General features: G+C 49.1%; 17 protein-coding genes. 1 reads left to right on the top strand and 16 read right to left on the bottom strand.

Features of this window, described 5'->3' with window-relative positions; translation table 11 throughout:
• The 13 genes from WC764_04610 to WC764_04550 all read right to left on the bottom strand — a co-directional run.
• Positions 1 to 336, bottom strand: a 336-nt coding sequence (locus WC764_04610) for a helix-turn-helix domain-containing protein (GenBank protein MFA6006975.1), incomplete at its 3' end; no start/stop codon positions are given.
• A 73-nt stretch (positions 337 to 409) separates the two neighbouring features.
• A complete protein-coding gene (locus WC764_04605) occupies positions 410 to 1,030 on the bottom strand; it encodes a GDSL-type esterase/lipase family protein (protein ID MFA6006974.1) in 621 nt (206 codons plus the stop codon).
• Positions 1,031 to 1,036: 6 nt separating this feature from the next.
• Positions 1,037 to 1,381, bottom strand: a complete 345-nt coding sequence (gene panD, locus WC764_04600) for an aspartate 1-decarboxylase (GenBank protein ID MFA6006973.1) — start codon at positions 1,379 to 1,381, stop codon at positions 1,037 to 1,039.
• Between the two features lie 97 nt (positions 1,382 to 1,478).
• The gene (locus WC764_04595) at positions 1,479 to 2,717 is read right to left on the bottom strand and encodes a nicotinate phosphoribosyltransferase (protein MFA6006972.1); all 1,239 of its coding nucleotides are present in this window, start codon (positions 2,715 to 2,717) and stop codon (positions 1,479 to 1,481) included.
• 64 nt (positions 2,718 to 2,781) lie between these two features.
• Positions 2,782 to 4,662 carry an NAD(+) synthase gene (nadE, locus tag WC764_04590; protein ID MFA6006971.1) on the bottom strand — a complete coding sequence of 627 codons (1,881 nt, stop codon included), beginning with the start codon at positions 4,660 to 4,662 and terminating at the stop codon, positions 2,782 to 2,784.
• Between the two features lie 164 nt (positions 4,663 to 4,826).
• The gene (locus tag WC764_04585) at positions 4,827 to 6,602 is read right to left on the bottom strand and encodes a hypothetical protein (GenBank protein ID MFA6006970.1); all 1,776 of its coding nucleotides are present in this window, start codon (positions 6,600 to 6,602) and stop codon (positions 4,827 to 4,829) included.
• Positions 6,599 to 7,477 (bottom strand): protein phosphatase 2C domain-containing protein, encoded by an 879-nt coding sequence (locus tag WC764_04580; GenBank protein ID MFA6006969.1) that lies wholly within the window; start codon positions 7,475 to 7,477, stop codon positions 6,599 to 6,601. The genes WC764_04585 and WC764_04580 overlap by 4 nt, the downstream gene beginning before the upstream one ends.
• A 163-nt stretch (positions 7,478 to 7,640) precedes the next feature.
• Positions 7,641 to 8,405 carry a hypothetical protein gene (locus WC764_04575; protein ID MFA6006968.1) on the bottom strand — a complete coding sequence of 255 codons (765 nt, stop codon included), beginning with the start codon at positions 8,403 to 8,405 and terminating at the stop codon, positions 7,641 to 7,643.
• A gap of 32 nt (positions 8,406 to 8,437) precedes the next feature.
• Entirely contained in the window at positions 8,438 to 9,265 is an 828-nt protein-coding gene (locus tag WC764_04570) for a hypothetical protein (GenBank protein ID MFA6006967.1), read from the bottom strand.
• Positions 9,266 to 9,587: 322 nt separating this feature from the next.
• Positions 9,588 to 10,496 (bottom strand): NUDIX domain-containing protein, encoded by a 909-nt coding sequence (locus WC764_04565; GenBank protein ID MFA6006966.1) that lies wholly within the window; start codon positions 10,494 to 10,496, stop codon positions 9,588 to 9,590.
• 110 nt (positions 10,497 to 10,606) lie between these two features.
• Positions 10,607 to 11,293 (bottom strand): NUDIX domain-containing protein, encoded by a 687-nt coding sequence (locus tag WC764_04560; protein MFA6006965.1) that lies wholly within the window; start codon positions 11,291 to 11,293, stop codon positions 10,607 to 10,609.
• Positions 11,294 to 11,336: 43 nt separating this feature from the next.
• Positions 11,337 to 11,666 carry a pyrophosphatase gene (locus WC764_04555; protein MFA6006964.1) on the bottom strand — a complete coding sequence of 110 codons (330 nt, stop codon included), beginning with the start codon at positions 11,664 to 11,666 and terminating at the stop codon, positions 11,337 to 11,339.
• Positions 11,667 to 11,735: 69 nt separating this feature from the next.
• Positions 11,736 to 12,269 carry a hypothetical protein gene (locus WC764_04550; protein MFA6006963.1) on the bottom strand — a complete coding sequence of 178 codons (534 nt, stop codon included), beginning with the start codon at positions 12,267 to 12,269 and terminating at the stop codon, positions 11,736 to 11,738.
• A 186-nt stretch (positions 12,270 to 12,455) separates the two neighbouring features.
• On the opposite strand from WC764_04550, the gene WC764_04545 reads away from it, so the two are divergent.
• Complete coding sequence (locus WC764_04545; GenBank protein ID MFA6006962.1) at positions 12,456 to 13,013, top strand: hypothetical protein; 558 nt, start codon at positions 12,456 to 12,458, stop codon at positions 13,011 to 13,013.
• A gap of 393 nt (positions 13,014 to 13,406) precedes the next feature.
• On the opposite strand, the gene WC764_04540 is transcribed toward WC764_04545, so the two are convergent.
• The 3 genes from WC764_04540 to WC764_04530 all read right to left on the bottom strand — a co-directional run.
• On the bottom strand, positions 13,407 to 14,351 hold the full coding sequence (locus WC764_04540) for a hypothetical protein (GenBank protein ID MFA6006961.1): 945 nt from the start codon (positions 14,349 to 14,351) through the stop codon (positions 13,407 to 13,409).
• 36 nt (positions 14,352 to 14,387) lie between these two features.
• Positions 14,388 to 14,993 (bottom strand): histidine phosphatase family protein, encoded by a 606-nt coding sequence (locus tag WC764_04535; GenBank protein ID MFA6006960.1) that lies wholly within the window; start codon positions 14,991 to 14,993, stop codon positions 14,388 to 14,390.
• A gap of 54 nt (positions 14,994 to 15,047) precedes the next feature.
• Positions 15,048 to 15,282: HAD family hydrolase (locus tag WC764_04530; protein MFA6006959.1), on the bottom strand; the 235-nt coding region annotated here is incomplete at its 5' end.

Here is a 15,282-nt window from a genome sequence, read left to right as displayed (position 1 = left end):
AACCCGCTTCTTCATCTTTGCAACGTGGGATTTTGTTTTAGTTGAAAGTAGTAGCGCAATACGACGATGATCCTTTGGGTCCTCCTTTCTCACCACATAGCCACTTGCCACAAGACCGTCTACCAACTGTGTCGCCGCGCTACTTGAAATAGCAAGAGCAGTCGCAATGTCTTTCACGGTGCCACCAGTACCCTGCTCAATGAGCATCAGCGCCCCCCACTGAGAAGGAGTAATCCTCGGTGCCGACATGCAATTTGCTACACCAGGTGCTACGCGCCTTCGAAACGAGTGCAGGCCCTCCATTAGTTCATTTATTTTTTCTTTTCGGTTTACCATATATGGCGCGTACGAGATATGTAAGTATCTTACTAAATGCGTCTAAATAGTCAAGAAACTGTACGATATATTTCTACTTCAGGAGCGGGGCAAGAACCGGGTAAATGCGGTCAGCAATAATTTGATACCCTGCATTATTGGGATGTATTGCATCGGACATATAATTTACATTTCCAAATAGACCAGCCAAAACATCGGGAACGAAAGCGGTGTGATATGTTTGGCTCAAATTTTGGAACTCAGGGCCAAAGCGATCATTGAACAATCCGCCGCGCACGCCCAGAAGCAGCACCACTGCCCCACGTGCCTGGATGTTCTGTATGAGGATTGCAAGATTATTGTGCGTCTCAGTAATCGGAATTTGTTTTAGATGGTCGTTACCGCCAAGAAGCAGCAGAACGACTTTCGGATTGTAGTTATCAAGCTCCCCTATCCGTGCAATACCATCCACCGTTGTGTCACCAGAGCGACCAAGGTTGGTAATTGGCTGGCCAATTTTAGCAGAAAGCAGTGACACAAAATCGTTACCATCAGTTGATCCCACACCTTCGACAAGACTATCGCCGTATGCAATGACATCCGGGTTCGGTGACGGATAATTTGTAAGTAAGTCGGGGTTCCCCGATGATCTAAAAATAAACACTCCTATCGCAGCAATGAGGATAACACCAAAAATAATTATTAAATATTTCACGTTATTCTATTTTGCAAATCTGGAAAACTTATTATTTTCGTCTACCAAAACTATCTGGGGGACAATAGGCTGATCGCTCAGCTCAAAGCCCATGATCACCACGACCTCACCAGTTTTGATAAGGTGGGCAGCTGGCCCATTCATGCAAATAACCCCAGAGTCTGCCTCCCCCATGACCACATACGTCTCGAGTCGTGCCCCAGAGCTTAGACTGGTAATCAGCACCCGCTCTCCCTCCCAAAGACCCGACTTCTCCACTAAATTTCTATCAATAGTTACGCTACCAACATAATTCAAGTTCGCCTCGGTAACTTTTGCACGGTGAATCTTAGATCGAAGAAGAAATCTCATATAATTGATTATCTTACCATTATTCCAAATCTCACGCATATGCAATATAAAAACCCCGAGCAGGCTTGCTGCTCGGGGTTTGGGTAACTTTTGATCGTCAGACTATAACTGCTTGCGCTGTCTGTTCTCCGACGCCAAAAATCCGTTTGTAACGCTCAACTTCATCTTTCGGTCCGGTCGCCTTGGTAGGGTTATCGGACAGCTTCACGCACGGCCGACCGTTTGCTTCGACAACCTTGCATACCATCGAGAACGGCCGAAGCAGTTCATCGCCGGTGTGACAACCACGGAAGTCATTCATGAAGAGCGAGCCCCAACCGTGCCCCGGATTGGTACGCTCGTGAAAATATTCATCGAGCATAATCATCGGGTCAACGTCGAGACCGTCTGAAAACAGAATCAGCTTTTCCTTCGGGTCGGCGCCATGGCTTTCAAACCATTTCAAATACAGTTCACCTCGGGACACAGAGTCACCAGAATCCTGGCGGACACCACGCCATGAAGCCAGCCATGCTGGAGCATTGGCAAAGAACTGTTCGGACGTGTACGTGTCGGGAAGCATGATGCGCAACCCTTGTCCGTACATTGCTTCCCAATCTTTCAGAACTTGGTATTGCGCGTTGCGCATTTCCTCGTCCCCGTTTGCCAAGGCAGTAGCAACCATCGGTAATTCGTGTGCGTTGGTGCCGATTGCCGGCAGATCGTGATGAAACGCCATCCACGTGTTTGACGTCCCCGTGAACTGCGCACCCATCATCTCTTTTGTGAGACCAACAACCCACTCCTGCCACAAAAAGCTATGACGCCTGCGCTGCCCAAAATCCGCAAAGCGAATATTCGGATGACGCAAAAGTTTTTCCAGCTTGGAGTAAATCTTGTCCTTGGCACGAGCATAAATGATCTCGAGCTCATGAGCAGGGACATCGCGTAAGATGCTGCGATAGTAGAGCTCCGAAATAATTGCGAGCGCTGCTGTTTCCCATGGCGATACATCAACCCACGAACCGGAGAACGTGAGTTCAATTTGGCCATCCTCCATTTTTAATTGGTATGGCGGCAAGCGGGACGTCCTCAAATAATCGAGATAGTCCTCTTTGAACATGTACTTGTCGTAGAGATCAATACCACGCAAAAAGTAGAGGTCGGTGCGACTGAACTGCAGATCCATCACATAGTCGAGGCAATCACGTAGCTCTCGCTCATTTATGTGCGCTGCAACCGGGATATCCTTGTCCCGGATGATCAGCTTGAACACAACCTGTGTGTCGCGGTAGTACTTCAAGATGAACTGCCCCATTGTGAACTTGTAGAAGTCCACGTCAAGGCGCGAGCGCACGGGCGGGCTAAACGTATGAACGCTTTCCCGCAGTGCTCCCACAAAGTCTATTGGATTCACGGGGTTACCATCCTTCCTGTTTTGAATTGAGGAAATCCTCCTTCAATCGGAGGTACTCGTTCGGCACGTATGCGTCTGCAAGCGTGTCGCGTCGATCGAAACCAAACGCACGCCGCGAGGTAAGAAATACCGGCGGCAACTGTACGCGCTTGAACTCCATGTTGTATCTCTCCCACGCCCATTCGAGGTTTTCGACGACCGCTAGGGGCGAAGCAAAATACTTGCGCAGCGTTCCTGGTAGACAACCAATGTCTTGCTCCAGGGTTCCTGCAACGAGCCGCTGCATGACCGTGGTAATATCCCACCGCCCTTCGATAAACATCCGGAGAAGCTCATCGTGGTATTCATAGAAGATCGGGTCACCCTTTCCTTCATCCACGTTTTGGTCCTTCGAAAGTTCTGCGCTCGGGACAATGTCAATGGTCCCCTGAGGAACCACGTCCGCTTTTTCCAGACTATTCATGTATCGAGCGAGTGCATAGATTTGCCCTTTCCACAGATCGCCCAGAAACGCCGCCGCGCCGGCGGCGTCGCCGTAAAGCGTGAAGTAGTTAAGCGCGACTTCAGTTTTGTTCCCGTTGTTCACGAACCGGCCATCAGCACACGCAGCAATCCCCGCCAACATAATCCCGCGCTCTCGTGCTTGAATATTTTCCTTCACCAGCATCGAAGGATCCGGATAGCTTGGCGCAAGTGCTGCCAAACGTTCCTCATAGAGTTTTTGGATTGGCACTACGCGATACTCGACACCGAGTGCCTCTGCACACTCTTGTGCGAGAGCTTTTGTTGTTTCTGAATTGAACTCAGTCGGCATGTTGATAGCGAGCACATTCTCTCTTCCAATTGCTCGAACAAGAAGCGTTGCAGAAACCGCCGAGTCAATACCGCCAGACAAACCAATGACGACCTTCTTTCCCGAAGGGAAAAAGGACCGCATGGCCTGCACAGTAGCGGCATAGATATCTTCGATGTCACCCGCAGGTGGATATGCCCAAAATGTTCGAGCAGTGCATACCTCGGAGAACGTCTCCATATTTAACAAATAGAGATCTTCCTCGTGCCTTTTTGCGCGCCAGCGAACTTCTCCATTGGCATCTACTAATGACGAACTACCGTCAAACCATACCAGATTCTTACCGTTGTTCTGCAAGCCAACTGCGTTGACATACAAAATCGGTAAACCAGAATCTTTGACACGGGCTTTGAGCATGCGCTCACGCGCGCGCCATTTCCCTTGTGTCCATGGTGAACAGGAAATGTCGATCAATAGATCAATTTTACCTTTGCCGTAAATCTGCGCCGGCTTCGCGAGATATTCGTCGTCCCACAAATCTTCGCAGACTGCAAGAGCGATTGATACCTGCTCAGCACCGAACGAAACCGAAAATGGTTTGAGAATTTCCGCAAGCGGCATATTTTTCTCTGCAGCAAGTAGCACTGCCGAGTAGAAATGTCGCGCATCATCGAAGATGCGGTACTTGGGCATATTTGTCTTGGGGATCCAACCGTTCAAAACGCCATTGGACACCCACTCACCATTGCTTGCGATGAGGGCGGCGTTGTACTTGCGTACGCGGCCATCTTCACCGATACGATCCCAATCAACACGGAGCGAGCCCCAGATGACCAAGATCCCGCGACCCTTCGCGCTCGCTTTACGAATTTCTTCGTTTGCTTGCTCGATTTCACGGACAAAAGCATCATGCTCCCATCGGTCACCAAGAAGGTACCCACTCGTAGCAAGCTCAGGAAACACAACAGCATGTACACCCAAGATTTCTGCATGGGTGATAATATCAAGTATCTTCTTCAGGTTACTTCGTACATCGCCTGGTACCGGACGCATTTGAGCGGCCGCCAGGATCATACTTGATTTCGAGAACATTGTGCCCTCCCTCTCTATGATGGTTGTTGAAGTTTAACTACGTTACAAATTGTAAAAGAACTTAATCTTAAAGACATCCGATACGATATCAGATGCCTTATAAGACGGGGGATCCGAAGATCCCCCGGAAACATTTTAATACAACAACTTCCTGAAGAGCACGGCTACTTCATCTGCAGACTCCAGACAGCGCCATCCTGGATATACACAACTTGATCTCCCCAGTTGGCAAGAGTCATATCGGTGGCAATCTGTTTGTCTTGAATGTTATTGATTGCTCCATTCGTCGGAACAAAAACACTCAAGCGGCCATCTTCGACGATTGTGACACATGCTCCTTTTGGAAGAATCGCGATGTTCAAGTCTGGGGTATCGACATCGCGTTGCCAGATGGTGTAGGACCGATACTCTCGATCCAATGCAATCTCCACCTTGTGCATCTGTCCTTGTGCATCGATGCCGACCACCGTTACAAAACGGTTTCCTGCTTTCGCTGCAATTGGTTTGATGCCATCGAGCTCGGGCACCCGCACTTGCGCGCAGGCGTTGTCTCCAAATGGAGTAATTACAAACGTAGAGCCAAATGCATCTTGAATACCGACACCATCGAACCAACGAGTTGCATTGACCATAGCTCCCCATGTTTGTCCGACTGTCAAAATCGGTTTATTAAACATGTGGAGCGTGAGCTCGGACAACCCCTTGTCAGTGACAACGAACAGTCGATTTTCATACCGCATGAACCGATAGCCGGTGAAATCAAAAGCGATGGTCTCTTGCTGCAGACTTGTTTCGTTGATAAACGAGAATGTGGGCTTTCGTCCGAGACCACCACACGCTGTGAGCCATCCGCCTTGCGCTTTCACAACTTCGCAATCATTTGACGGGACGCTCCCGATTGTTCGCATCGTGGAAAGGTTTATGAGCACCCCTGACTTCAAGAGAGCAACTCCGCACGGGTATATATGGGCAACTGGGTCGCCCACCTGAGCATAGAGTTTCTTGAAAATTAGTGCACCAGTTGCCGTCGTGGTCACCACGCGCATGACTTGCGCCGCGCGTGCGAGTGTCCGCTTATCAAACGGTGATGGCGGCACACTGCGCTCACCCTTTTGGAATGTCGCTTCATACCACTCTAGCAAAACATCGGGAATGCACGAGAAATCGCGAACAGCGCGATTCAAGCGAATCTTCGGATCGAATACCGACGCATTTGCTTTCATACGCAGCTCAAAGTCTTTTGGAAGATACCCCTCAAGGTTCCCTTTGTACGGATGTAGTCCAGAATATACTTGAAAAGTTACGACAGCCCATGCGAACCAGTCCTGCATTTCACCAAACGGAGTAGCGCAGTGCCAATCCCTGATCGACGGCATAATCGGCAGCGTCGGTGGACACAAGCCGTTCAACACCCAACAATCGGTGTCGATCATTCGTGGCTCCGGGCCCTTTGCACCACGAGGTAGTACAAAGTATCCCAGTTCATTCGCATCCACCGTAATCGCGTTGTTCGCATGCGCAAACATAATAATCTCGCGCATACGCTCAACAAGTGTGGAACTATCCGCATCCGTAAAACCCAGACGGCGACGACTGTCATTCGTAAAGATTCGCATAATTGGTTCGGCGTTGCCGCCATGGTCCGCATCGCGAACGAATGGCATATAGTACCCGATCGTCTCCCCCTTAGATCCAAACACAGATCCTTGTGGGGCTACCACATAAGGGTGCTGATGATTTTTGAAGAAGACCAGTTTTTCAGGAACCCTGTTCCAGGATACCTTGCTCTTTGGGTCGTGGTAGATCTTGATCGCGGTATCACCCGCTGCATAAATCATTCCCTCACCGCCTGCGGCAATGTAATTGTCTTGGCGGAGAGTGAGAGGTCCGCGACCTTCGAGAACCACCTTGATATTGCCACCTTGGAGAGCGCTGCTCATGATACACCCCCTTCCGCTTCGTCATTAATAATATGAATGACGGCGTAGGAAATGTCATCGATGGGTCCTTTACCCACCGCCGTGGACTCTTTGATCCCCGCGTTCATCCGCTTTTTTGCGAATGGACCGATGGTTGTCTTGAAGTCTAGGAACGATCGAACCGCATCTTTCCAATCAATGTTACTGACCTGAGCGACACCATCAGAAAAGATGGCGACGAACTCGATCTCATCAGCAACACTGAAGAATGTTTGAAACCCTCGAATACCTGCATCGATGCTGAGAAGTTCGTTCGATACCCTCGCGAGAACACCTGTAGGGTCCATTGTCCACGAACACGCACGAACGACTTTTGCCTGAGCATCACCTCCGTGAGATTGGAGAAAAACCTCCATGTCTTCTTCCTCACGCGCAGGATAAAACGGTGCGTTACCGGGCCATTCATATCGTGTCATTGCAATACTACCGTCGCGATATTTCAGCGCAACGACACCATCACCTTGAACACGAACGAGCCCACAGTATGGAGAGACACAGGCGAACATACTCGTTGCGAGCATGTCGTCTTGGACCAGCCCAAGCAGTAGCCGCGCTTCGCGCAGACGAGCTTGCCGTTTTGCAAGCGCATCGATTGTCGAGAATAAGGTGACATCTTCACCACTATCCCAGTATTCACGAACTGTTTGCGCAGTTGCGAGTACAAGCAGGCGCGAACCAATGTCAGTATTTCTACCGGAAGAGCATCCGTCGGATACAACAGCAAATGCAAATTTGCCATCGCCCGAGACCTCTGTCATCGCATAATCCTGGCAGGGTTTGCCGTTCATTACATGCGCTCTACCGATGCTGAAAAAACTATCAGCGTGCACGTTCATCGTATCACCTTCCTTTTCTACAAATTATTGAGAGCAGTTGCTCCACAATTTGGTTGTTGTATTTCAAAGAACAAACTCTGAAGACGTCCAACGTGGTTAGGCGTCTTATAAAGTGGAGGAAGCCCTTGGGCTTCCTCCGTGTTGCACACATCTGTTGTAGTCGTTAGAACGACGCCGGGATGTTTTGACTTGCGACACCTTTGCCGAGTGCCATTGATTGGCTCGAGACTGATTGACTGATGATTCCGCCAAGCTTTGCAAGTTTTCCGGGAGTTACATCGCCCACATCGAGGTACTGCGTAATGCCGGCCTCCTGCCTGAAATTCTCGAGGAAGCTGCCGCATTGGGCTGTGTTGATGCCGACAAGCACGGTGACGAGTGATTCAATTTGCTCGCCGATGACCGCTTTGTCGATCTCGTCTCTAACCATCTTGGGGGTAGAGACTGACGTGTTGTCATCACCATCGGTGATGAGGTACACGATACCGTTGACATTGAAGATATCTTTGCCGAGAAGGAATTTTCCGTAGGCGAGTGTCGCACCGACCGCCGAGAAGGCTGCGTCGTAGAGCGGCGTCAAACCACCTGGATCGAGGTCCTGGTAGTCCTTATCGGGGTCGATATCCATGACCTTCTTGAAGCCATGGAGTTCCATGATTCCGCCCGGGAAAGCATCCGAAAAGATGATCACGCGCACAAGCAAATTATCCGCACGTGGTGACTTCTTGCACCCCTTGATAGTTGTCCGGAGTGTCTCGAGGAGCTGACTCGCGAAAAGTCTCGTTGAGCCGGTAACATCGATTGCGATTGTTACCAGTGTGTATTCGGTCGAGAGGAGATTTGCAATACGAGCCCCGCGGAAGGTGAAGTTGCTGCCGGCAATGCGGTGCTCCTCCATACCGGGATCAGTAATGTTGAGTCTGGGCATGGTGCCCTCCTTTTTTCAGTGTTGGTTGTGGATTAGGCCAAAAATTCGACGGTGTTCGAAATCTGCATACCGCGCGCCGTCATATCCTTCACGAACTGAGCGGCGATCGCCGGGAAATCCGGGCCGTTGCCAACTTGCGGAACAGGCGACATGCCATCAGTTAGCAGCACGAACTTCTTGACTTGGTCATCACCGATGTTGTCGGCGATCTGTTCGACCGTCGACTTGACGCAGTGACTTGAAGCTTCACCAGCAACCGCAACGATGTCCGCATCTGCGAACACCTTCAGGAATTCGGTGTTGAGCCCCGTCGAAGGATCGTCGGGGTCCGGAACTTCGGCCATCAAAGCACCGTAGTGCTCGGTGTACGAGTTCGTGCCCTTCACCACGTAGTCGACGTTGGCAAACTGGGAACCTTCCCAGCGTAGCAGCGCGGCCATGAGATCTTCCTGCACGTTGTGGCCCGGAGTGCCAATGAGGCAGTGCTCGGGCCAGACCATGAGCGGGTACTTGCCGCCGGCCTTGAGGGCCTTGGCGTAGTCGATGAAGCGTCGGACGTCGTGCGGGTTGCGCGGACGCCAGATGCCATTCACGAGATCGTCATCCGAGATGATGGTGAACGGGGACGGCGCGTTGCCGTTCTCGTCGCGCCACATTCCGGGGTGCCCGACATCGATCTTGCGATGCGAGTCGAGTGTCACGTGGATGTCCTCGAACTTGTGGCCGATGCGGTCGATCATGGTCGCAACACGCGCCATGTCGTCATTCGCGCCGGGAACCGGCAAGGCCGAGCCGGGGCTGGGCATGAAGTCGCGCTGCGGGTCGATGATGAGCAGGTGAACTTTCAGATTCTTTTTCATGGTACTTCTCCTTGCAAAGTCGAGCATCGTTGCTCGACTGGGTTGAGGTTGTACTGCAAAACTTCCGTGCACCTTATGTGCGAAGTCTCTACTCCTTTCTTTTCGAGTTGTTACAGATGTGTGATTTCAAGGAACTTATACAGAGTGCTATACTCTGATAGTGTCTATCATACACTATCTATTTTATTATGCAAGAGCCGGTGGCACTCTATAACATTTTTGACAATTTGTCAAAAGCAGCGCCCTCCCCCGATCAGGTAATAAAAAAACACCACGGGGTAACCGTGGTGTCGACTTCAAAACAACTGTTTTGAGGCCAATTTTAATGGCCGAGCTGGTGGAGTAGCAACTCCCCTAGTGGACGATGCCATGGGGTGAGAACTTCCAACAGGTCTTCGTATGCGACCCAGTGAACCGAGTCTGCATCATCACCGGGCTGTGGGTTGCCCCCGAGATATGCAGACATGTAAAACGTGGTCATCACGCCGTCGGGAGTATCCTTGTATCGCGGATCGTCAATTGTAATCGTATCGATATACCTAGGAAAGCCGGTACTAACACCAAGCACTTCCTCCTGACCTTCGCGGATGGCAACTCTTACTGCCGCTAGGTCAGTTTTTTCAGCATGACCGCCAGGAAACGAAAGTTTCCCGCCATGGCATTTCTTGCCAATCAGGAGCACACGCCGCTGCGCTACATCCACGATTGCTAGATCGCTGGTAGCATACATAAACGGCGGACGATGCTCCATCTCGTAAATGATCGCCGCGCGAGCATCGGCAGTATTCGGAAACTCAAGTGACTTGCGTGCAAGTGTTCCACTGTTGGGAAAAAGAACTCTGACTTCCTGCGTCGCATACACGCCAGTCGTGTAGTGTGGGATGAAACTATCTCGCGCACCGTAGAGGATCGCAGATCGTCCGGGGAATGTTCTCTGGATTAATGCGTCCAGGCTTTGCGACCACATCACACTAGAGAACGGGTGGTCCTCAAGCGGAACAACCGTAAATTTCTGGTCAGGAAACGATTGCTCGAGCATGACCAGACGTTCTGCGAACGTGAGCGGATCTCGCCTTGTGCGAACGCCGCGGCGAACACCAAGCACGATCAGAACATCTTCGTGGCGCTCACGCACATGCGAAATGAGGTGCATGTGCCCTGCGTGAAGCTGACTTACTTGAAACCGTGCAACGATGACCCCAACGGGACCGGGTGCTGCTTTCTCTTTCATACAAACCTCCGTTTGTGTTGTTACTGATTGTTGTGGAAAGAACTCTTACCAGCCCCATTAGGTTGGCACGATTCGAGCAATTATTATTGCTCGAATCGTGCCAACCTAAATTAAATTACTTCTATTTCTTTAACATCCGTAGAAATAAACTTGTAAAGCTGCGCCGGTCGAAATCTTCCCCCGGTAAACTTCCCCGTAACTGGAGAAACTATTCCCAGTTTAAGAACTTTCTTACGAAAGTTTCGCTTATCCAAATTCGCGCTCAATATAGCTCCGTACATATTTTCAAATTCCGTAAGGGTGAACTCTCTCGGAAGCAATTTCGCCAAAACAGTCGTATAGGTAATTCGTGAGCGAAGACGCTTTGTGGCAAATGAAAGTACCTCGTTGTGATCATATGCAAGTTTTTTCGCTGATACCACAGGAGACCACCATGCAGTAGCAGAGTTAGACTGCTCTTCTTTTGAAAGTTTCTCCCATGGCACCAGCGCAAGATAGGCAACCGCAACCACACGCCCGCGTGGATCACGATCAACTCGGCTAAATGTATAGAGCTGCTCAGCATAGAGTTTTGATGCCGCAATCCCTGCCTTGTCTTCAACATGACGGCGAGACGCATCCTCTGCGGTTTCGGAGGGATTGATAAGCCCTCCAGGAAGCCCCTTTGTATCTACAAAAAAAGGCGGGCGATCAACCTTAGTTAGGCGCACCAGAAGTTTGCCATCGTTATAAGTAAATACGACAGTATCTGCTGCAATGACCGCAAAGCGGATCGGTTCTTTATTAGTTTCTTTCACGCTTTATAGACTATACTCAACGGGAGATATTGTCAATAGTACACTACATCCCCTTCTTCTCGAGATAGGAGAACCACTTTTCGTTGAGTGCCTTGACCGGGTCAATTCCCTCACTGTCGGCAAAAAGGAGAAGGTATGCAAAAACATCCGCAAACTCGTGCGAAAGCATCTCCTGAATCTCTGCTTTCGTCTTTCCCTTCTGGCGACCGCGGTCGGTGAGCATTAAGTATACCTGCATGCACTCTCCCCACTCTTCGGTGATTTTAAACGGAATATAATCCCGATCCATTTTCACATCAGGATATTCTACTTTGTACTGTGCTTGTACTTTCTTTGCCCTCTCAACTAATTCCGTAAGCTGTGTTTTATCCATTGCGCTAGTATATACGAATTTATAGTTGCAATGAAGTAGCACCAAAACAAAAAGGGTAGGCCCCAAGGCCTACCCATCGATTCCAACATGTTTGAGATCACGAAACAGTTCCGGCATGAGATCTCTGTTTCTCTCGGCTTTAGGCGGCTTTTCGTCCACCGGTCGTACTTCGCTCCATGGCACCGGTGTGCAAGGAAATTGCTGAGAGACTCCCGAAATCACAATCGCCTCTATCGTTGTCCCGATGGTCATCACCAAATAGTCGCGATGCGTGCCATCGAGCAAAATGTGGCGATCACCCTGAAGCTCAACGAGCGGTGGAACATAATGTGCAACCGCAGCAACTCCATCCTTGGTCAGCCCGTGAGCGATGAAGGCGGTGCATTTCGCTACGCCATTGGTCAGCAAGAACCCGGTGAGCTTGCCGTTAAATGTCTCGAGCAAGTTGAGGCACTTCTTGCGCTCAACAAAGGTCTGCGCGACGAGCACCCCTCGTGGGTCCATCCGTAGCGAAGTGAATACCGCATTTTTGTACGGGAATATATCCGGTTTGCCCAAGAGTGGCACGCCACGCAGCATGGCAGCCAAATAGTCCTTTGGCATAACGAGGACTTGGTCTATCACTGCCAACTCACGCAAGCCAACTACAGCAGCAGAGTTTTGCCAAGACCTAAAAAGGTCACCCCTGCTGATTCCTGTCCTATTGCGAAAATCTTCAATCTTTACCGGTTCCAAGGTACCCTCCTTTATGGTCTATGCGTAGGTTACCACAAGTGTATAATAGCAACAATGAACATCGGCCTCGATTTTGACGGCGTAATTGCCAATACGGGTTTCATCAAAAGTCTCGCAGCGAAGCGGCTATTCCAGAAGGAACTTCCGATTTCTTGCGTAAAAACATCTGTCGCTATTGCCAACAATATTTTGACTGATGAGCAATATAAAATACTGAGAAGAGAAATATACGATAACTATTCTTGGCTCGTTGAGACTCCCGCAATTTCGAAATCAATAGAGTCGATGAACGCACTAATAAAGAGCGGACACAAACTAGAAATTATTACTGCCCGCTTCCCTGAAGGTCGGGAGCACATTGAATCGTGGCTCGCAAAACATTCTATTAATGTCCCTCTCACTTGTGTCGGTTATGGAGTATCAAAAGCACAGTCAGCAAAAGATTTGGATATCTTTGTGGAGGACGATGCGAAAAATTTGGTCGGACTTATTAAGTATGTCCCCAAATTATTCCTTTTTGACCAACCGTACAACCTCGATGAAGAAGTTCCAATGGAAATTGGCCGTGCAAAAGATTGGGATGACCTACTGTCAAAAATCGAATCTCTGTAAACAAAAAACCCACACAGCTGTGTGGGTTTTTAACAATCGCTCTTTGGCTCCCAATATGCAAACTCATGTTCTGCATAATAGCCTTCTCCGTCTTTGCGCAGCGAATGAAAGACAAAGTAATAATCTCCCTCTGGGCGCTTCTGCCACGTGCCTGGAGTAAATATTACTTTGGGATCGTCAAAATTTACGGCAATGCCTTCCACTCTTTGCGGATCAAAATTCTCCAAAACCAACGAGCACGCGAGCTCGTTGTAGTTATATATGTACAAATCGAGTCTCATCGATGCCTCCTTCTCACCTAACAATGCGCTCAAAGAGTACCTGTGTCAAACAGTAGCAACAGCTTTTTTACGATACAAAATTCATTGAACTCATCCCACCCAAAAAACAAGATTACCTGGTGTGGTCCACTATACCCATGTTAATCGTTCCGATGGCCCGAGAAAGGGTCAGAAACTGCTCCTTTAATCGGTCATACTCCTCGCCTGGAATCTCATCTTTTAGAACTTGCAGTTTAGCAAAAATATCATCTCGTACCTTTCTTGCCGACTTTCTCACTTCGCTATTCATTGCCTCCTCGGCCGTCTTGGTAAGATACAGTGTTGCGAGAATTTCATCATTCATAACAGGAGAGAACATCGACTCAATTTCTTCAACTTGCGAGGCAAGAGCGGCCAAGCCAGCTTCTGCTTGTGCTTGCAACTCTTGTTTCTCTTCTTCCATTAGCACCAGTAGCCTATCAAGATAGTGTGTGGATTTTCTTTTTACCACTTCGTCAGAAAGTGCATTGATCGCATCTCTAAGCGCCTCCTCATCAAACAACACCTCCACATCTTTCTTTGTAGAATTTATCCACCAAGATTCAAAAGTCTCAAGATAATAAACATCGCCTTTTTCATTTTTGGTATAGTTGCCCGCGTTTGAATCAATACTGAAACCTAGTCCGATGCGTTCGAGTTCTAGGTCTAATTTACCCGCTTCTGCCCCCATCTCACTAATAATTTGTTTCCTGGCGGGTTCTTCATCTTTGCCAGATCGGCGCATTCTCTGCAATAGTGCTTGCCCTGCTGAGTGCGAAATGCGCTCAGAATCAACCGCCTGCTTGCCGTCAGTAGCTTCTCTAACTTGGTGAATATCTGGTATGTTCCGAGGCAGAAGCAAGTGGGCTATTTTAGTAAGATAGTATCTACCCTTTAGCTGGCGAGGTGTTTCTTTGTCCATCCACTCCTTTCTCACAGAAATAATACCCTTTTCGTTTTTAGGGCCAACAAAAACTTTTTTCTCAACACCCTCTCCCAGGAGTTGTAACCCTGCAGGCTCGAATCGTTCTAATCTCATGTTCACGACATTATACCAAATTACTAGTTATTTCTGCTATTCAATTTTAAACGCATGCGCAGTTTCCGCTGGTGAATCTGGTGAGAGGAGCAGCATGTCACAGTTACGGAACTCAAACTGCGTCAGTGTTGTTTGCCAATCTAAATTGTAATATTTAGCATAGATCATCTTACCAATATCTCCATGGCATACGAGTAGTACATTGCCCAATTGATGATTTTTGTTAATTTTGTCGAGAACCAGCGCCCCTCTCGCCATAAGGTCGGGAAATGTCTCGGCGCCTTCTGGATCCAAAAAGTAGATAACGGTCTCGGTTTTAATAATATCTGGCGCGCATATTGATTCAATTTCCGAGACCATTCGCCCTGTCATAATTCCAAAATCGCGTTCGATGAGCAACTCATCTTTTAGCGGCTCAGGCGCCCCCACTGTTTCAACAATCACTTGGGCTGTTTGAAATGCGCGCGAAAGTGGCGAGCTAAATACTGCGTCGAAAATTATCTCGGCATCTTTGATTTTGTCCGCAATCTCATGTGCCTGCTCGATACCTTTCTCGGTCAGAGGCTCGTCCCTATGACCGTTGAGGATTCCGTTCTGGTTATCCACATTTTGCCCGTGCCGTGCGAGGTAGATTTTTAGCATTTGCGCAGTATAACAAAATATAAAAAAGCCCGCACTGCCATGCGGGCTTCATCACTAGATGAGAAAAAGTATATTGTGAAGATTTGAGCAATAGTAGTCAGCGTTCAGTGTGGATACTCCAGGGCGTAACGTCTGAAGCGTCACCGCACCAAGAGCTTTTCCAGCCTCTAGCTCCTCTCTCCCGTCGCCGACAACGATGACGGATTGAGGAACCCATCCGTATCTCGCGAAGAGAGACGAAAGGACACCGTGTTTACCCTCGTGTGGTTCGTCGATCGCGACGATATGT

This window comes from Candidatus Paceibacterota bacterium, from assembly GCA_041660505.1.
In the GTDB taxonomy this organism is placed as follows: Bacteria; Patescibacteriota; Minisyncoccia; order Phycocordibacterales; family JACRKE01; genus JBAZWG01.
This window is presented reverse-complemented; position numbering and strand designations above follow the sequence as displayed.